This window comes from Cedecea davisae, assembly GCF_044095835.1.
Classification (GTDB): Bacteria; Pseudomonadota; Gammaproteobacteria; order Enterobacterales; family Enterobacteriaceae; genus Cedecea; species Cedecea davisae.
In genome coordinates this window covers 2,019,235-2,035,263 of the sequence record NZ_CP172054.1, presented here as the reverse complement: position 1 = coordinate 2,035,263, position 16,029 = coordinate 2,019,235, and the positions used below count along the sequence as shown (strand labels likewise).

Genomic DNA, 16,029 nt, shown 5'->3' with positions numbered 1-16,029 from the left:
CATCCGCCACTGGACGCATGCCTGAGGTTCTTCTCGTGCCTGATATGAAGCTTTTTGCTGGTAACGCCACCCCGGAACTAGCACAACGTATTGCCAACCGCCTGTACACCTCCCTTGGTGACGCCGCCGTCGGTCGCTTTAGCGACGGTGAAGTAAGCGTACAAATCAACGAAAATGTACGCGGTGGTGATATTTTCATCATCCAGTCCACCTGTGCACCAACGAACGACAACCTGATGGAACTGGTTGTCATGGTCGATGCCCTGCGCCGCGCTTCTGCAGGCCGTATCACCGCTGTTATCCCTTACTTTGGCTACGCCCGTCAGGACCGCCGCGTGCGCTCCGCTCGTGTGCCAATCACCGCGAAAGTCGTCGCTGACTTCCTCTCAAGCGTAGGGGTTGACCGTGTTCTCACCGTGGACCTGCACGCTGAACAAATCCAGGGCTTCTTTGATGTGCCGGTAGACAACGTCTTCGGTAGCCCAATTCTGCTGGAAGATATGCTGCAAATCGGCCTGGAAAACCCAATCGTGGTTTCCCCGGACATCGGCGGCGTGGTACGTGCCCGTGCTATCGCTAAGCTGCTGAACGACACCGATATGGCTATCATCGACAAGCGTCGCCCACGCGCTAACGTTTCCCAGGTTATGCATATCATCGGTGACGTGTCCGGCCGTGATTGCGTTCTGGTTGACGACATGATCGATACCGGCGGTACGCTGTGCAAAGCGGCGGAAGCGCTGAAAGAACGTGGCGCGAAACGTGTATTCGCTTACGCAACTCACCCGATCTTCTCCGGCAATGCGGTTCACAACCTGCGAAACTCGGTTATCGACGAAGTTATCGTATGCGATACCATCCCGCTGTCTGACGAAATCAAAGCGCTGCCAAACGTCCGCACCCTGACTCTGTCCGGTATGCTGGCCGAAGCTATTCGCCGCATCAGCAACGAAGAATCTATCTCTGCGATGTTCGAACATTAATCGACATTGCTTTTAAAACCCGCTGCGGCGGGTTTTTTCGTTTTTGTACTACTCTTTTTAAATGCCTCCTTCACCTGCCTGAATGACAGATGATGCGCTCACGGATGGAATCATAGTGAAAACCGTATCTTCTTCTCACGTAATGCCTTTTCGCGCCCTTATTGACGCCTGCTGGCGCGAGAAATACACCCTTTCCCGCTTTACCCGTGATGCTATCGCCGGCATAACCGTAGGCATAATCGCTATTCCCCTGGCGATGGCGCTGGCTATCGGCAGCGGCGTAGCGCCGCAATACGGCCTTTACACCGCGGCAGTTGCCGGGATTGTTATCGCCCTGAGCGGCGGTTCGCGCTTTAGCGTCTCCGGGCCTACCGCAGCCTTTGTGGTTATCCTCTATCCGGTAGCGCAGCAATTTGGCCTGGCCGGGCTGCTGGTTGCCACGCTGATGTCCGGCCTGTTCCTGATCCTGTTCGGCCTGGCGCGGTTTGGCCGCCTGATTGAGTACATTCCGCTTTCGGTCACCCTCGGCTTCACCTCCGGGATTGGTATCACCATCGCGACTATGCAGGTGAAAGACTTCTTCGGCCTGACGCTCGAACATGTGCCCGAGCATTATCTGAATAAAGTCGCCGCCCTTGCGATGGCGATGCCGACCGTGAACGTCGGCGATGCGGCTATCGGAATTGTTACCCTGGCGGTGCTTATCTTCTGGCCGCGCCTTGGCATTCGCCTGCCCGGCCACCTGCCTGCGCTGCTCGCGGGCTGCGCCGTAATGGCTATTGTTACCGCGCTCGGCGGCGAAGTGGCAACTATCGGATCGCGCTTCCACTATATTCTGGCCGACGGTAGCCAGGGCAACGGCATTCCTCAGCTGCTGCCGCAGCTAATGCTGCCGTGGGACATGCCAAATTCAAACTTTACCCTGAGCTGGGATTCACTCAGTGCCCTGCTGCCTGCCGCATTCTCTATGGCGATGCTGGGCGCGATTGAGTCGCTGCTTTGCGCCGTGGTGCTGGATGGAATGACCGGCACCAAACACAATGCCAACGGCGAGCTTATCGGCCAGGGGCTGGGCAATATTATTGCGCCATTCTTCGGCGGAATTACCGCCACCGCGGCCATTGCCCGTTCGGCGGCAAACGTGCGCGCCGGGGCCACTTCTCCCGTGGCGGCAATTATTCACTCTCTGCTGGTTATTCTGGCATTACTGGTGCTGGCACCGCTGCTCTCCTGGCTGCCGCTTTCTGCCATGGCGGCCCTGCTGTTGATGGTGGCGTGGAACATGAGCGAGGCGCACAAAGTCGTCAGCCTGCTGCGTAAAGCGCCGAAAGACGACATTATCGTGATGCTCATCTGCATGTCGCTGACCGTATTGTTCGACATGGTTATCGCGATAAGCGTTGGGATTGTGCTGGCTTCACTGCTGTTTATGCGCCGAGTGGCGCGAATGACCCGCCTGGCTCTGCTGAGCAACGTTTCGGTACCGGAAGGTGTGCTGGCGCTGCGCGTGACGGGTCCGCTGTTTTTTGCCGCCGCCGAAGGATTGTTCACCGAGCTTTCGCGGCAGGTTGCCGGGCATCGCCTGATTATTTTGCAGTGGGATGCGGTGCCGGTGCTGGACGCGGGCGGGCTCGATGCCTTCCAGCGCTTTGTTGAAAAACTGCCGGAAGGCTGCGAATTGAGAGTAACCAACCTGGAGTTCCAGCCGCTGCGCACGCTGGCCCGGGCTGGCGTACAGCCAATCCCTGGCCGTCTTGCATTCTTCCCTGACGTTCAGGCGGCTCTGGCCGCTGAATAACGGCTAGCCCGGCTACCCTCTGGCTTCCCGCCGCCGTCTGCTGGTGACGCTTTCGCGGTTAACGCCCCAGTTATCGGTTTCGACCTCGTCGATGATGACAAAGGTGGTGGCGGGATCTTTATTCAACACCCTCATTAGCAGGTCGGTGGTGCCTTCAATCAGCGCCTGCTTTTGCTCCGCGCTGACCCCTTCTTTCGTCACCCGAATATTCACATACGGCATAAATTTACCCTTTCATTAACGGCCAAACATCACCAGGTTCCGGCGGTGCTGCCGCCGTCCACCGCCATCACCGTCCCGCTGACGAACGTGGAATCAGTCAGGTAGAGCACCGCATCAACCACATCCTGCGTTTTACCGGTACGCCCGCTCGGTGAAAGCGTGCTAAGAAAGCCGATAGATCCCGAGTAATCTGAATGCAGAGGCGTTTCGATAATCCCAGGCGCAACGGCGTTCACTCTTACATTGTCAGCCGCCAGTTCCAGCGCCAGGCCACGGGTGGCTTCGTTCAACCCGCCTTTAATCATCACCGGCAGCAGCGCGGGGACTTTAACATTCGGCTGGAGCGCAATGCTGGCCGTAATGTTAACGATATGCCCCGCTTTGTTTTTGCTCATATGGCTGGCGGCCTGCTGCGACGGGAACAGGAAGCCTTTCAGATTGGTATTGATCAGCGCGTCGATATCCTGCTCGCTATATTCGGTCGCCGGTTTGGGAATAAAAATGCCCGCGTTGTTGATCAGAATATCGACCTTACCAAAAGCGGCAATCGCCTCTTTAAACAGCTTTTCTGCCGTAGCCGGCAGCGAAATATCACCGGCAATCGGCAGGAAATTTGGCGGATTGCCCAGGCTTGCCGCTGCGGTCTGCAAGCGCTGAAGGGTACGGCCGTTGCCGACCACGTTATAACCTCGAGCCAGATACGCTCCGGCGATGGCGAGGCCGATGCCGCTTGAAGCGCCGGTGACAATAACGGTTGGTGTTGCCTGCATGATAGTGCTCCTGTTTGTGGATGTGGAGCCGACTATACTTGTGACATAATGGACGATAAATCAGCTACCTGTAACATGAATAGATACATCATGTAATAAATACGGAGAGAAAACCGGCATGAAACGCCACTTCGAAGAGATGCAGCTCGGCACCATCGAACTGTTTTGCCAGGCAGCTGAACGCCTGAGCTTCAGCGCGGCGGCGAATTTTATCGGCATCACGCCCGCGGCGGTAAGCCGCTCCATTGCCCGGCTGGAAGAACGGCTGGGCGTGCGCCTGTTTGTGCGAACCACTCGCCAAATCCGCCTGACGGACAGCGGCGAGCGCTATTATCAGCAGTGCCGACAGGCATTTCAGCAGCTGAGAGAGGCCGAGCGGGAAGTCACCGGCGCGCAGATGGAGCCTGCGGGCATGCTTCGCATTAGCGTTCCCACGCCCTATTCTCATTACCGCGTTCTGCCGCTGCTGCCCGAGTTCAGGCGGCTTTATCCCCGCGTATCGGTACAAATTCACATCAGCAACCGTAATATCGACTTCGCCGACGAGAGCTATGACATAGCCATCCGCGGGCGCTCTCCGGCGGACTCGTCGTTGATAGCCCGCAAGCTCGAAGACGCGGAACTGGTGCTGGTCGCCTCGCCCGATTATTTGCGGCGTGCGGGAACGCCAAAAACGCTGGATGAGTTAAGCCAGCACGAATGCATTCAATTTGATTTGCCCAGCACCGGGCGCAAAGTCCCCTGGACGTTCAGCCTCGATGGCCAGAGCACCGACGTTTTTACCAGCGGAGGGTTTACCTGCTGTGAAGACTTCTTAGGAATAGTCACCCTGGCCCGCAGCGGCGCAGGCCTTGTTCAGACCTATCGATTTATTGTTGAACAAGACCTGGCCGACGGAAGCCTGGTGGAGCTGCTACCCGAATACGGCGGCAGCTCGCGGCCTTTTATTTTGCTTTACCCTCACGCCCGCCACCTGTCGCTGCGGGTTCGCTGCCTTGTTGACTTCTTAGCCCAGCGGCTTGGAACATAATCCCCACCGCCTGCTGTAGCCAGACCAGCAGCTCGGGCGTCATCCACGTTCCACGGGCTAGCTCAGGCTCCTGAGTCATAGCCGCGCGGAACTTCATCTGGGTTTGCGGACTTGTACCGGCAAAAGACTGGAAGAGTTCCAGCCAGCGGCGGGCCAGCCGCTGGGCCTCGTCCGACGAAGGGGCCACGCCCTGCTCTTTGGCCTGGCATACGGCAGCCACCAGCGGCGGCCACTCCTGCATCCGGTCAAAATAGTGACGGCTGGTGAACGCAAATTCCTCATCGTCCAGATAGCGACGATAAATATCCAGCTTGCTTTGCCCGAAAGCGCGGGTGACATAGCCGGTCATTTCGGCAGTGATGCCCGTTTGTTTGCTCATTTCCGGCTCAACCTGATGCATTGCATTCAGGCGCACCAGAAAATCTGGCTCGCCCGCGGTATCGCGTACCAGCATCTCCATCCAGCGGGCAGCCAGCTGCTGCGCCCGTTTATCCTCCGGGGGCACGTTTTGCTGGCGCAGGGCGGCCACTTCAGCAACAACCTGTTTCCACTCTTCATCGCGGCCGCTGTCGGGCTGCGCAAAGGGCAGACGCCCTAACTCTTCTTTTGAAAAATAGCGATCGTACATCGTCATTAACTCCAGGGTAGTTAGCCATTCCCCGAGATCAGGCTCCGCGCCGCGGCTTAACGTCTCACGTAGCGAAACAAGGCGCTGGCGCAAAGTGGTGATTTCCGCCAGCTGGCCGTCCAGCATCGAGATTTGTGAATCAATGATCTCGTTAAGCGACACGGCCTGACTCTCGAGACAGTCGCGCACCTCGCTCAGGCTCATTCCCATGCGGCTTAACGCCTGAATGTGATGGAGCCTGGTAATATCCTGCCGGTTATAAAGCCGGTATCCGGCAGGGGTGCGGGCAGAAGGGAGCAGCAGGCCCATCGCTTCGTAGTGGTGCAAGGTGCGTACCGTAATACCGGCGCGCTTTGCCAGTTCGCCTACTTTAAACAACATATACCTGCTCCTTGTGCTTCTGCTGCCGGGAAGTGTGCAGCCTGACGTTACGTTAGGGTCAACACGCTAAGCATAAAAAAAACGGCTCCTTTTCAGGAACCGTTTTTTTAAATCCGATAATTATTAACCGTGGCGGTGGTGTTCATCCCTGCGGCAGCGTTTATCGTAGTGGCGAACCCACCAGTAGCGGTCGCACACCTGCTCGCGGCCTCCTATACGGGCCCCGGCGAGCCACAGTACCGCCCCAACGAAGATGCTAAGCACGGCACCGTGGGCGAAAAACTGCGGTAAATTCAGCTGCGGAAGCTGGTTCAGAATCGAATAGCCTACGCCAACTACCATCACAACCAGCCCCAATCCCATGAGGACATTACCGAGTAACGAAGCGTTTTTGCGTTTCATATGTCACCTCCGCAAGATTACGGGTCGGTGGGGAACATCCCCTTCCTTGTGGCTAAAGTATAGACAATGCCCCTGCAAACCATATGCGCGGGCGATCACAATTACGAACGAAAGCTCTACAAAAGTTTACAAATAAGCTGCTGAGTTACATGAAATTCTAATGGTTCAACCCCTCAACTATTCAATATTTCAGCGCGGCGCCCATTGCGCTTTGTCAACGCGGCGGCAGCACAGTAAACTACGCGGCTGTGAACGGTTTTCAGGAAGCTAAACGTGAGCATTAAATTAATTGTCGGCCTGGCGAACCCGGGCGCTGAGTACGCGGCTACCCGCCATAACGCCGGAGCCTGGTACGTGGATTTGCTGGCCGAGCGCCATAATCAGTCGCTGAAAGAAGAAGCGAAGTTCTTTGGCTATACCGCCCGCATTAATCTCGGCGGAGAAGACGTGCGCCTGTTGGTCCCGACCACGTTTATGAACCTCAGCGGTAAGTCAGTTGCCGCGATGGCCACTTTCTTCCGCATTGCGCCGGACGAAATCCTGGTCGCGCATGACGAACTGGATCTGCCGCCAGGCGTGGCTAAGTTCAAACTTGGCGGCGGCCACGGCGGCCATAACGGCCTGAAAGACATCATCAGCAAGCTGGGCAATAACCCCAACTTTCATCGCTTACGCATCGGGATCGGCCATCCGGGCGATAAAAACAAAGTTGTTGGCTTTGTACTTGGCAAACCACCGGTTAGCGAGCAGAAGCTGATTGACGACGCGGTTGACGAAGCGGCGCGCTGCACCGAAGTCTGGCTGAAAGAAGGCCTGACTAAAGCGACCAATCGTCTGCACGCCTTTAAAGCACAATAATCCCGTCAGCGGGCACCGGGCAGCGATTTCCGCCCCCGCTGACGGTGGTTTAAGTGTATAATGGGCAAAGTTATCTACATTTTTTCAATGAGAACAAACAAACTCATTGATTATCAAGCAATTAAGGTGATTTAAACCATGGGATTCAAATGCGGTATCGTCGGCTTGCCGAACGTTGGTAAATCCACTCTGTTCAACGCGCTCACCAAAGCAGGTATTGAAGCGGCTAACTTCCCGTTCTGTACTATCGAGCCGAACACCGGCGTTGTGCCGATGCCGGACCCGCGCCTGGACAAGCTGGCCGAGATCGTTAAACCGCAGCGTATTCTGCCGACTACCATGGAGTTCGTGGACATCGCAGGCCTGGTAAAAGGCGCTTCCAAAGGTGAAGGCCTGGGCAACCAGTTCCTGACCAACATTCGTGAAACCGAAGCTATCGGCCACGTTGTACGCTGTTTCGAAAACGATAACATCATCCACGTAAACAACAAAGTGGACCCGGCTGACGATATCGACGTTATCAACACCGAGCTGGCGCTGTCTGACCTCGACACCTGCGAACGCGCGATTCACCGCGTACAGAAGAAAGCCAAGGGCGGCGATAAAGACGCGAAAGCCGAACTGGCCGCGCTGGAAAAATGCCTGCCGCAGCTGGAAAACGCCGGTATGCTTCGCGCCCTGAAAAATCTGACCGAAGAAGACAAAGCGGCGATCAAATACCTGAGCTTCCTGACCCTGAAGCCAACCATGTACATTGCCAACGTTAACGAAGACGGTTTCGAAAACAACCCGTACCTCGATAAAGTTCGCGAAATCGCCGCCGGGGAAGGCTCCGTTGTGGTTGCCGTTTGCGCTGCCGTAGAGTCCGACATCGCCGAGCTGGACGATGCCGACCGCGATGAGTTTATGGCCGAGCTGGGTCTGGAAGAGCCGGGCCTGAACCGCGTAATTCGTGCGGGCTACGAGCTGCTGAACCTGCAAACCTACTTCACCGCTGGCGTGAAAGAAGTGCGCGCGTGGACCATCCCTGTTGGCGCAACCGCTCCGCAGGCCGCCGGTAAAATCCACACCGACTTCGAAAAAGGCTTTATCCGCGCACAAACCATCGCCTATGAAGACTTTATTACTTATAAAGGCGAGCAAGGCGCGAAAGAAGCCGGAAAAATGCGTGCCGAAGGTAAGGATTACATCGTTAAAGATGGCGACGTGATGAACTTCCTGTTCAACGTCTAATCCCCTTCCCCGCTTCAACAAAAATCCACGCAAATGCGTGGATTTTTTTGTTTTCTGAATCCTGTCCATCAATTCCCGAGCGCCGTCAGGATCTCCCCCGGTAAATGCGATACATTAACGCCACTAAAGTTATGGATTAACTGGAGGGTCGGGCCGTGATGGAAAACATGAAAGCGTTCAGAATGGTGGTGGAGTGCAAGGGGTTCAGGGCTGCGGCTCTGGCCATGAAAATCTCCCCTGCTATGGTCAGCCGCCGTATTGAGAAGCTGGAGCATGAGTTAAAAACGCAGCTTTTTAAGCGTAATTCGCGCAAAGTGCTGCTGACAACTGCCGGAGAACAGTTATATCAGCGCTGCGTATCCATTATTGATGACTACGAATCCTGCCTGCGGGACGTGAAAAGCTTTAATGCCGAAGTCAGCGGCTGCCTGAAGGTGGGTATTCCCCACTCCATCAATCACCTGCACGTTATCCCTAACCTCCGCCAGTTTTTCGAACTGTACCCCAGACTCCGGCTGGAGACGGTAACCGGCAATCACTGCATGGAACTGTTCAGCCACGGTTTCGACCTGGCCTTACAATGTGGCCCTCTGCCGGACAGCAACCTTTACTATTCTCTGCTCGGCTACTGGCGAAAGCACGCCTGCGTCACGCCCGATTATGTACGGCGCTGCGGCCTGCCCGGCCACCCTGATGAGCTGCTAAGCCACACCTGCCTGTTCCACTTCGATAATCACCGCCGCTCGTGGAAGTTTATGATTGACGGCGAGTTAACGGAGGTTCGCCCCGCCAGCACCTCGAGAGTGAGCAACAGCCTGGATCTCTACCAAATGGTGAAAAATGGCCTCGGCATTTCGTACCTGCCCGACTTTACCGTGAGGGACGGAATTAATTCAGGCGAGATAATTTCCATACTTGGCGAGTTTATGCCGCCCCCGCTCCCGATGTATGTGGTGCACGTCAATCCCAAACCTTCGCCAAAAGAGCAGGCATTTATCGATTTCATCCGCACTCTTAATCTGGCGACGGTTGCGGATCCAGCATCCTGAGAGGATTAAGCCGCCTGACCGCGTCAACTTTATCCACTCCCAGCCCGGCCCGACGAAACCAGGTTTCGCTGTCGGCCAGCCAGTGGCTGATACCCGGCTGGTGCGGCTGGCCGAGATCGGAGCTGTAAACCACATTATTCACACCCGACAGCACGTCATACATATCTTCTTCGGTTTGATATTTAAGGTAAACCGTGAGCGCGCATTGCTCGATATAAAGCCAGCTGTAGCGCCCCAGCGCCTTAAGCTCGGGGGCGGAAAATCCGGTCATAGGATTAGCCGGCTGATTCAGCATTAACCGGCAGCCGCCCGCTTTTTCCACGGCCTCAATAAGCCGCAAAGTCTGCCCTTTGCCCGCATGCCCCGAAGAAAGCACGATATTGTGATGCCGGGCGAACGCTATAATCGCTTCCACCTCGGGGCGGATCCGGCCATCGTCGTCAGTAATAGATAACGGCTGTTGCGCATTTTCACGAGCATATTTATTAGCGAATGTCCGGGTTAACGCGCTCCGGTGTTCGCTGCTAACAATGGTCGGCAGGTGAACCAGCAGCCGGGGCGCCGCGTCGAACTGATACTGGCTTAGCGCCTGTTTTATAGCCTCAAGGCTGAACCCGCCTGCCAGAGCATTGAGAACGATTGAGCCAAAGACCGGCAATCCCTGCTGTTGTAGCCCGGCGGCCAGAGCCGATACGCTGCCCAGATGGCTTTTCAGCACCACGCCGCCCTTTAGTTCGGCATAGCGCTGCCCGGCCTCAAGCGCGGTGTAGCGCCGCAGGTAGCTGTCCGGGCTGGCATGATAATGTACGTCCAGAAAGCGCAGCCGTTGTGACCAGCGGGCAAAAAAAGGGTGGGTCATCCTTTTAGCCCCCATGGTGCCGCGTATCCCAGCGTGCGGCGGGCATCTTCAAGCCTTGTGCCTTCGTTAATACTGCTGAGGATTTGATGCTCGGTTTTTTCAACATTTTCGGCAAGTAAGACGACTTCCATTAACCTGTCGCGCGGTATCGCTACCACCCCGTTATCGTCGCCCATAATCCAGTCGCCCGGCTCTATTTTCACGCCGCTAATCTCCAGGCCGCACTGTACTGCCCTGACGCGCGCCCGATTTTTCCCGGAAACCATAAAAATATTGGCCGCAAACAGCGGATAATTCATATTGCGGATATCGGCGATGTCCCTTGCCGAACCGTGAATTACCGTGCCTGCTATTTTTTTCTGCAACGCTTTGGTCGTCAGGATGTTGCCCCAGCTGGTGCAATCCTCCCGCCCCTGATTATCAACGACAATAATCGCCCCCTCCGGCACATCGTCAATGTAGGTTCCGGCGTTCATAAAGGTGTTTTTTTCCGGCTCATAAGCTTCATACTGAACAGTGAAAGCCGGACCCGCAATTTTACGCCCCGCAACCTGCGGTTTAATGCCCGGAATTCCCCCGGCGATATAAATGCTGTCCAGCGCATCCGATACCGCCGCCGTATCCAGCGCCAACAGGCGCCGGCGAATATTCGTCAGAGTTTTGTTCATCATGCACTTATCCATTATCTGCGGCCAGGGCATTCAGAACGCACCATGCGGCATATTCCGGGATACTTTGCGGCAGTAAGGTTTTGTTATACGGGAAGGTAGCCGTTTGTATCATTCCGCTTTCAAGGCGCACCGACATCTTCATTTTCCCCAACAGGTTATCGCCGGTGACAACGCTTGCCAGCGTCGGGTTAACGTTGATCTCGGCAGCAAGCAGCGGCTTGCCTCCGGCCGTATCTCTCTCATTCAGGAGCAAAACTGAAAGGGCGGCGTCCGGCGTAGTCCAGCGGATATCGCAAATATCATTCAGCAGGTTAACGGCTGTTTTATTATTTTTACTGACCAGTTGCGCATCGAAGATTTCATCCAGGGTATTGAGCATCGCCTGCGGCATGGGCTGCGACGGCGGCGTTTCTATTTGCACCAGCACATACGGGCTTTTCCACAAAAAATGGATATCCCATTCGGTAAAAGGCAGCAACTCCCTGACCTTCGACCCCACTTCGCCCTCTGAGATACCAATCAACATCCAGTCGTACTTGTTCTTGCCCGCCTCACGCTTCTCCGTGAGCGATAAAAAACCGTCCATCATCGGGAGCGCCTGAGACGGCGGCCCCGGCAACACAACAACCTGGCTACCTTCACAGGCAATATAGAATCCAGGAGCAGTACCGGAAGGATTAGCGAGAATGCGGGCGCCCGAAGGGAATAAAGCCTGCTGGCGGTTCGATTTATCATCCTGCACTCCAAGCTGACGCAGCTGTTGCTGGATGGTTACCCAGACATTCTCGTGGTGAATAAGCGGCTGATTAGCGGCGTGCGCTACCGCCTCGCGGGTTTTATCGTCCGAAGTTGGCCCCAGCCCTCCGCACACCACAATTAGCTCATCCTGCCCGCAGCAGGCGTTAATCTCACTGCTGATTTGCCGGATATTGTCCGCGCAGACCGCCTGCAACCTGACCTGATAATTGGCCTTCGCCAGTTGCTGGCTCAGATGCTGCTGATTGCTGTTCTGATACTGCCCCGACAGCAGCTCGTCGCCGATGGTTATCACGCTGGCCGTGCGCATTACCGCAGGTGCAATAATGGCGCGGATTATAGCGTTGGCCATTTGCTGCGTGGTCGCCGCGCCCCCCAGATCATAGGTGGTTATTTTGCCTTCCCGAATAACCCGGTCAACGGCACGATTAATCGCCTCTGCCTGACGGTTAAATCCCAGATACTCCAGCATCAGGGCGATGCTGTAAAACATCGCGGAAGGGTTCGCTTTGCCCTTCCCGGCCATGCCCGGCGCGCTGCCGTGTACAGGTTCAAAATAGGGAATATGGCTCCCGACGTTGGCGCTTGGAGCCAGTCCCAGACCGCCCATAATACCCGCCGCGAGGTCGGATAAAATATCGCCAAACATATTCTCGGCAACAATAACGCCGTATTCATCAGGCTTGAGTACCAGCCGCAGCGCTACGGCATCAACGTTCTGGATATCCGCCGCGATATCTGAAAACTGCGCCGCAACCTCGTAGAAGACCTCTGCGGCGAACTGGCCGCTTTCGCGCATAACGTTGGGTTTATCGGCAAAGGTTACGCGGCTAAAATGGTGCTGACGGGCATAATCAAAAGCCGTATAAAACAGGCGCTCAAGCCCAAAACGGGTTTGCAGGCGCACCGTCCACGCTGCCTCTTCCGGGCCATATTGATCGATGTTTGGATGTTTTAGCCAGTCGGAAACCTCCTCGCCAACACCTTTAAAATCCAACCCGGCATAAAGCCCCTCGGTGTTTTCACGAATAACGCAGCAGCGGAAAGGACGCCGGTCGCCTTCAATATATTTAACCGGCCGGATATTGGCGAACAGGCCCAGCCTTTGCCGTAGCTGGATAACGGGCGACAAATAAGCAATATTCTCGCCCTGAAGGTGTGAAGGCAGAGCGCGCTCGGCTTCGGCTTTACCTTTGCTGGTAACCGCACCCAGCAGTATGGCGTCCACCTGCTGTATCTCGTCCCACGTTCTGGCCGGGACAGGGTCTCCTTCAGCTTTCCAGCACTCCCAGCCTATCTCTCCCCACGAGAGCATTATTGGCAAATTTAACGAGCTAATCACCGGCAGCGCCGCCTCGCAAACTTCCTGACCGATACCATCGCCAGGTAGAACCAGTACCTTTTTCATAGTTCTTCAATCCATTCGTTAACCAGCAGATTGATGGCGGAGGCGTTATCATTCCATGGCCGCATGCCCGCCCCCGGTATACGCTCATAGCGGTGATTTGGGTTACCGCTGTGGGTCTGGTTACCCCAGGTCGCCAGCTGTGATTTTTCCCCAACAATGCCGAGATATTTTCCGCTGAACTTTGCCATTGCGGGCCTGGCATCTAACCTGCGCAATAAAGAAAACCCGCGCAGCATTCTTTCTATCGCCACTTTCCGCTGCGACTCGGGGATAGTATTTACAGCGTGCAAAGACGTTTGCCCCTTGGGTACCACAAACTGATTCAGCGCCTCGACGGCCTCATCCAGATACCCTTTGCTCAGCAACGACACCAAATAACCGACGCGTTCATTTAATAGATAGTCAGCAAAGCCCGGCGCGCTGATAGAAATAACTCCGGTCAGGCAATCCATTCTTGGCGATAATATCTGTACCAGTGTCCCTGCCATTGCAAAACCCACCAGCAGGAAAGGTGAACCCGCTCTGGCAATAAGCTCATGATGGACCGATTCAATAGTTTCTTTTGGGTCAGCGGAGTGGATCAGTGATAACGTATCCACAAGCGATACCTTAAAGCCTTTATTCGACAGCAGCGAAAGCAACGGTTTACAAAACATGCCATCGTCCCAAAGCGGCATTACCGGCGCCATAATAACGACGTCCATTTTACTCATGCCACTTTCTCCGCCATAAGCTTTTTAATTTCTTTAAAAACCGAAGGGACATCCTGCCCAAGGGTAGCTTCTACTATTGCCCTGTAATCAGCGTTGAGGTTTGACAGCCCCATAATCATATCCAGCACGGTGCGCTTAGAAGCATTAAAGAAGTCGCCGGACTGTAATATATTAATTTGGTTTAAAACTACGCCGATGTTGTATTTCTCTTGCTGCTCGTAAAAATTAAGCAATGCGAGCCAGCTTTCCAGGGCTAAATTCCCTGCGCCTTTACCCATCCCGGTCAGCGAGCTATCAATGAACGTGGCGCCTGACCTAACCGCCTCGATTGAATTAGCCACGGCCAGGCCAAGATTATCATGGGCATGAAAGCCAACGTCCAGATGAGTCTTGAGCCTGATAAGACACACCATGTGCGACACCTGCTCCGGCAGTAAACTACCGTTTGAATCGGCAAGGTAAAAAATATCCGCCCCGGCATCCTGGTAAAGATGCGCAATCTCAATCATCGTATCGGTACTTACCTGGCTTACGCGCACTAAATTAATGCTGACCTTCAGGCCAACTGATTTGGCAAACTTACATAATTCAATAGCACGTTGTGGTTTATCTGCTTTAATACAAAGGCGAAGCATACTTAAGCCACTCGCTTTCATTTCTTTAATATCTTCGGTCGTAATATTATGCGGGTGAGCAATCACCACTATTTTAACATTGGGGGCAGCGGCGTGAATAAAATGTATATAGCTGTCCGGAGACAGGCCGGTCATGCCAATATTCGGGATTGGTTTAAAAGATCCATTGCGATAGCCAACCTCAATCCATTCAACGCCGCTTTCGGTCAGCATCTGAGCATGTTTTGCTGCATAGTCAGAGGGAAAACAAAAACCGTTCTGATAGCCGCCGTCGCGCAAAGTTACATCAATATTATTTATCACTTTATTTCACTCTCTTTATTTTCCATAAAATTAACCAGCCGTGCCTGGCCGAGCAAATAAATCACAAACCCAATTACCGCTACGGCGGCGATAATAAGCGCCGTCACTTCAGGGTTATGCGCTGAGACTTTGCCGATAAGAAAGGCTGACAATGCGGCGCTACCAAGCTGTAGCGCCCCCATCACGCCGGACGCCGTGCCGGACGCCCGTGAGTGGGCAGCAATAGCGGACGCCGTGCCCAACGGCAGTAAGAAACCGTTGCCAAAAGTAAGAACAGAAATAGCAATAACGCTGGAAACCAAAGGCTGCGGACTGATAAACATCTGTAATGCAAATATAATCCCCCCGAAAACAAAAACGATATATCCCTTACGCAGAGTTGCCTCAACGCCTTCCTTGCGGGATATTTTTTTGGCCGTCAGGTTACCCGCCACATAGCTCACCGAAAGCAGCACGTAGGTATAACCCACGTACACGGGTGAGAGTCCCAGTTTACCCAGCATAAACGGTGACTCTACGATGTAGGCAAAGTAAGCCGCATAGGCAAAACAGGGAATGGCCGCGTAATAGAGAAATTTTTTATTCAGTAAAACATTGCAGGTATTAATAAGTGATGCGGACAAACTCAGCCTGTGTCTTTTTTCTGGCGGCAAAGTCTCTTTTAATGACGTAAAACAAAGCCCCAGCGTCAGCAAGATAAATAAGGTTAAGAAAATAAAACATGCATGCCAGCCAAAATACTGCGTCAGTACGCCACCTATCATAGGTGCAATCGCCGGCGACATGCCGACAAAAGGAAAAATCACCAGATACAATTGCGCGGCAGACTTTTTATCCATCATGTCATTTATCAATGCCCGGCTAATAGTTATCCCGGCGCAGGAGCCTATCCCCTGAAAGAGGCGTAAAACCAATAGCTGGTTAATACTGGTGGTGTAGATTACGGCTATCGTTGAAATCAGCCAAATAATGCCCCCGACGATGAGTACCTTCTTCCTTCCGAGACTGTCGCTTAATGGGCCATATATCAGTTGAGAAAAAGAGACGGCAAATAAAAATATTGCGATAGCATTCTGTATTTGTGCCTCGGTAACCTTATAGTAATGGCTCATGCTTCCGAGCGCAGGCAAGAAAATATCGGTAGATATTAACCCGCCAACGGACAGGCAAACGATCAACACCACCAGAGGCGTTGTGAGTGTTTTTTCCATCAGTATATCAATACTCTGGTTTAACTGGGTGGACAGACGATAGGTTAAAATTCCAGCTCTATAAATCCTTATCTGCTAAACGCTCTGTTGCCGATCGGTAAACATTAAATGGCCCGAAG

The 16,029-nt window shown here is 54.2% G+C and carries 16 protein-coding genes; 6 read left to right on the top strand and 10 right to left on the bottom strand.

The genetic code is table 11. The features are described from left to right. The first annotated feature begins 35 nt into the window (after nucleotides 1-35). Complete coding sequence (gene prs / locus ACG1VR_RS10060) at nucleotides 36-983, top strand: ribose-phosphate diphosphokinase (RefSeq protein WP_008454180.1); 948 nt, start codon at nucleotides 36-38, stop codon at nucleotides 981-983. Between the two features lie 142 nt (nucleotides 984-1,125). Next, nucleotides 1,126-2,781 carry a C4-dicarboxylic acid transporter DauA gene (dauA, locus tag ACG1VR_RS10055; protein WP_395491086.1) on the top strand — a complete coding sequence of 552 codons (1,656 nt, stop codon included), beginning with the start codon at nucleotides 1,126-1,128 and terminating at the stop codon, nucleotides 2,779-2,781. A 12-nt stretch (nucleotides 2,782-2,793) separates the two neighbouring features. Here the strand turns inward: dauA and ACG1VR_RS10050 are convergent, their stop codons facing one another. Both ACG1VR_RS10050 and ACG1VR_RS10045 read right to left on the bottom strand, forming a co-directional pair. Beyond that, nucleotides 2,794-3,003, bottom strand: a complete 210-nt coding sequence (locus ACG1VR_RS10050; protein ID WP_016536778.1) for a 2-hydroxymuconate tautomerase family protein — start codon at nucleotides 3,001-3,003, stop codon at nucleotides 2,794-2,796. Nucleotides 3,004-3,032: 29 nt separating this feature from the next. Continuing rightward, nucleotides 3,033-3,773 (bottom strand): SDR family NAD(P)-dependent oxidoreductase, encoded by a 741-nt coding sequence (locus tag ACG1VR_RS10045; RefSeq protein ID WP_395490838.1) that lies wholly within the window; start codon nucleotides 3,771-3,773, stop codon nucleotides 3,033-3,035. Nucleotides 3,774-3,891: 118 nt separating this feature from the next. Between ACG1VR_RS10045 and ACG1VR_RS10040 the strand changes: the two genes are divergently transcribed. Further along, nucleotides 3,892-4,803 carry a LysR substrate-binding domain-containing protein gene (locus tag ACG1VR_RS10040; RefSeq protein WP_395490837.1) on the top strand — a complete coding sequence of 304 codons (912 nt, stop codon included), beginning with the start codon at nucleotides 3,892-3,894 and terminating at the stop codon, nucleotides 4,801-4,803. On the opposite strand, the gene ACG1VR_RS10035 is transcribed toward ACG1VR_RS10040, so the two are convergent. Both ACG1VR_RS10035 and ychH read right to left on the bottom strand, forming a co-directional pair. Continuing rightward, nucleotides 4,718-5,812, bottom strand: coding sequence for a MerR family transcriptional regulator (locus ACG1VR_RS10035; protein ID WP_395490836.1), 1,095 nt, complete (start codon nucleotides 5,810-5,812; stop codon nucleotides 4,718-4,720). The genes ACG1VR_RS10040 and ACG1VR_RS10035 overlap by 86 nt on opposite strands. 123 nt (nucleotides 5,813-5,935) lie before the next feature. Further along, nucleotides 5,936-6,214: a stress-induced protein YchH gene (ychH, locus tag ACG1VR_RS10030; protein ID WP_016536782.1), complete on the bottom strand. Its 279-nt coding sequence runs from the start codon at nucleotides 6,212-6,214 to the stop codon at nucleotides 5,936-5,938. A gap of 273 nt (nucleotides 6,215-6,487) precedes the next feature. Between ychH and pth the strand changes: the two genes are divergently transcribed. The 3 genes from pth (at nucleotide 6,488) to ACG1VR_RS10015 (ending at nucleotide 9,354) form a co-directional block, all read left to right on the top strand. Then, nucleotides 6,488-7,072, top strand: coding sequence for an aminoacyl-tRNA hydrolase (pth, locus tag ACG1VR_RS10025; protein ID WP_016536783.1), 585 nt, complete (start codon nucleotides 6,488-6,490; stop codon nucleotides 7,070-7,072). A 138-nt stretch (nucleotides 7,073-7,210) separates the two neighbouring features. After that, nucleotides 7,211-8,305, top strand: a complete 1,095-nt coding sequence (ychF, locus tag ACG1VR_RS10020) for a redox-regulated ATPase YchF (RefSeq protein ID WP_016536784.1) — start codon at nucleotides 7,211-7,213, stop codon at nucleotides 8,303-8,305. A gap of 158 nt (nucleotides 8,306-8,463) precedes the next feature. Further along, nucleotides 8,464-9,354: a LysR family transcriptional regulator gene (locus ACG1VR_RS10015; protein ID WP_395491085.1), complete on the top strand. Its 891-nt coding sequence runs from the start codon at nucleotides 8,464-8,466 to the stop codon at nucleotides 9,352-9,354. On the opposite strand, the gene ACG1VR_RS10010 is transcribed toward ACG1VR_RS10015, so the two are convergent. From ACG1VR_RS10010 to ACG1VR_RS09985, 6 genes are read right to left on the bottom strand one after another with little or no spacing between them, the layout of a single operon-like run. Further along, nucleotides 9,320-10,213: a DUF6282 family protein gene (locus tag ACG1VR_RS10010; protein WP_055696363.1), complete on the bottom strand. Its 894-nt coding sequence runs from the start codon at nucleotides 10,211-10,213 to the stop codon at nucleotides 9,320-9,322. The genes ACG1VR_RS10015 and ACG1VR_RS10010 overlap by 35 nt on opposite strands. Then, on the bottom strand, nucleotides 10,210-10,884 hold the full coding sequence (locus ACG1VR_RS10005) for an RraA family protein (protein ID WP_395490835.1): 675 nt from the start codon (nucleotides 10,882-10,884) through the stop codon (nucleotides 10,210-10,212). Before ACG1VR_RS10005 ends, ACG1VR_RS10010 begins: the two co-directional genes overlap by 4 nt. Nucleotides 10,885-10,888: 4 nt before the next feature. Then, entirely contained in the window at nucleotides 10,889-13,048 is a 2,160-nt protein-coding gene (locus ACG1VR_RS10000) for an isocitrate/isopropylmalate family dehydrogenase (protein ID WP_395490834.1), read from the bottom strand. Next, complete coding sequence (locus ACG1VR_RS09995; RefSeq protein ID WP_395490833.1) at nucleotides 13,045-13,761, bottom strand: alpha/beta fold hydrolase; 717 nt, start codon at nucleotides 13,759-13,761, stop codon at nucleotides 13,045-13,047. The genes ACG1VR_RS10000 and ACG1VR_RS09995 overlap by 4 nt, the downstream gene beginning before the upstream one ends. Further along, nucleotides 13,758-14,699, bottom strand: a complete 942-nt coding sequence (locus tag ACG1VR_RS09990) for a 3-hydroxy-3-methylglutaryl-CoA lyase (protein WP_395490832.1) — start codon at nucleotides 14,697-14,699, stop codon at nucleotides 13,758-13,760. The genes ACG1VR_RS09995 and ACG1VR_RS09990 overlap by 4 nt, the downstream gene beginning before the upstream one ends. Beyond that, on the bottom strand, nucleotides 14,696-15,910 hold the full coding sequence (locus ACG1VR_RS09985; protein WP_395490831.1) for a multidrug effflux MFS transporter: 1,215 nt from the start codon (nucleotides 15,908-15,910) through the stop codon (nucleotides 14,696-14,698). The genes ACG1VR_RS09990 and ACG1VR_RS09985 overlap by 4 nt, the downstream gene beginning before the upstream one ends. Nucleotides 15,911-16,029: the final 119 nt, after the last annotated feature.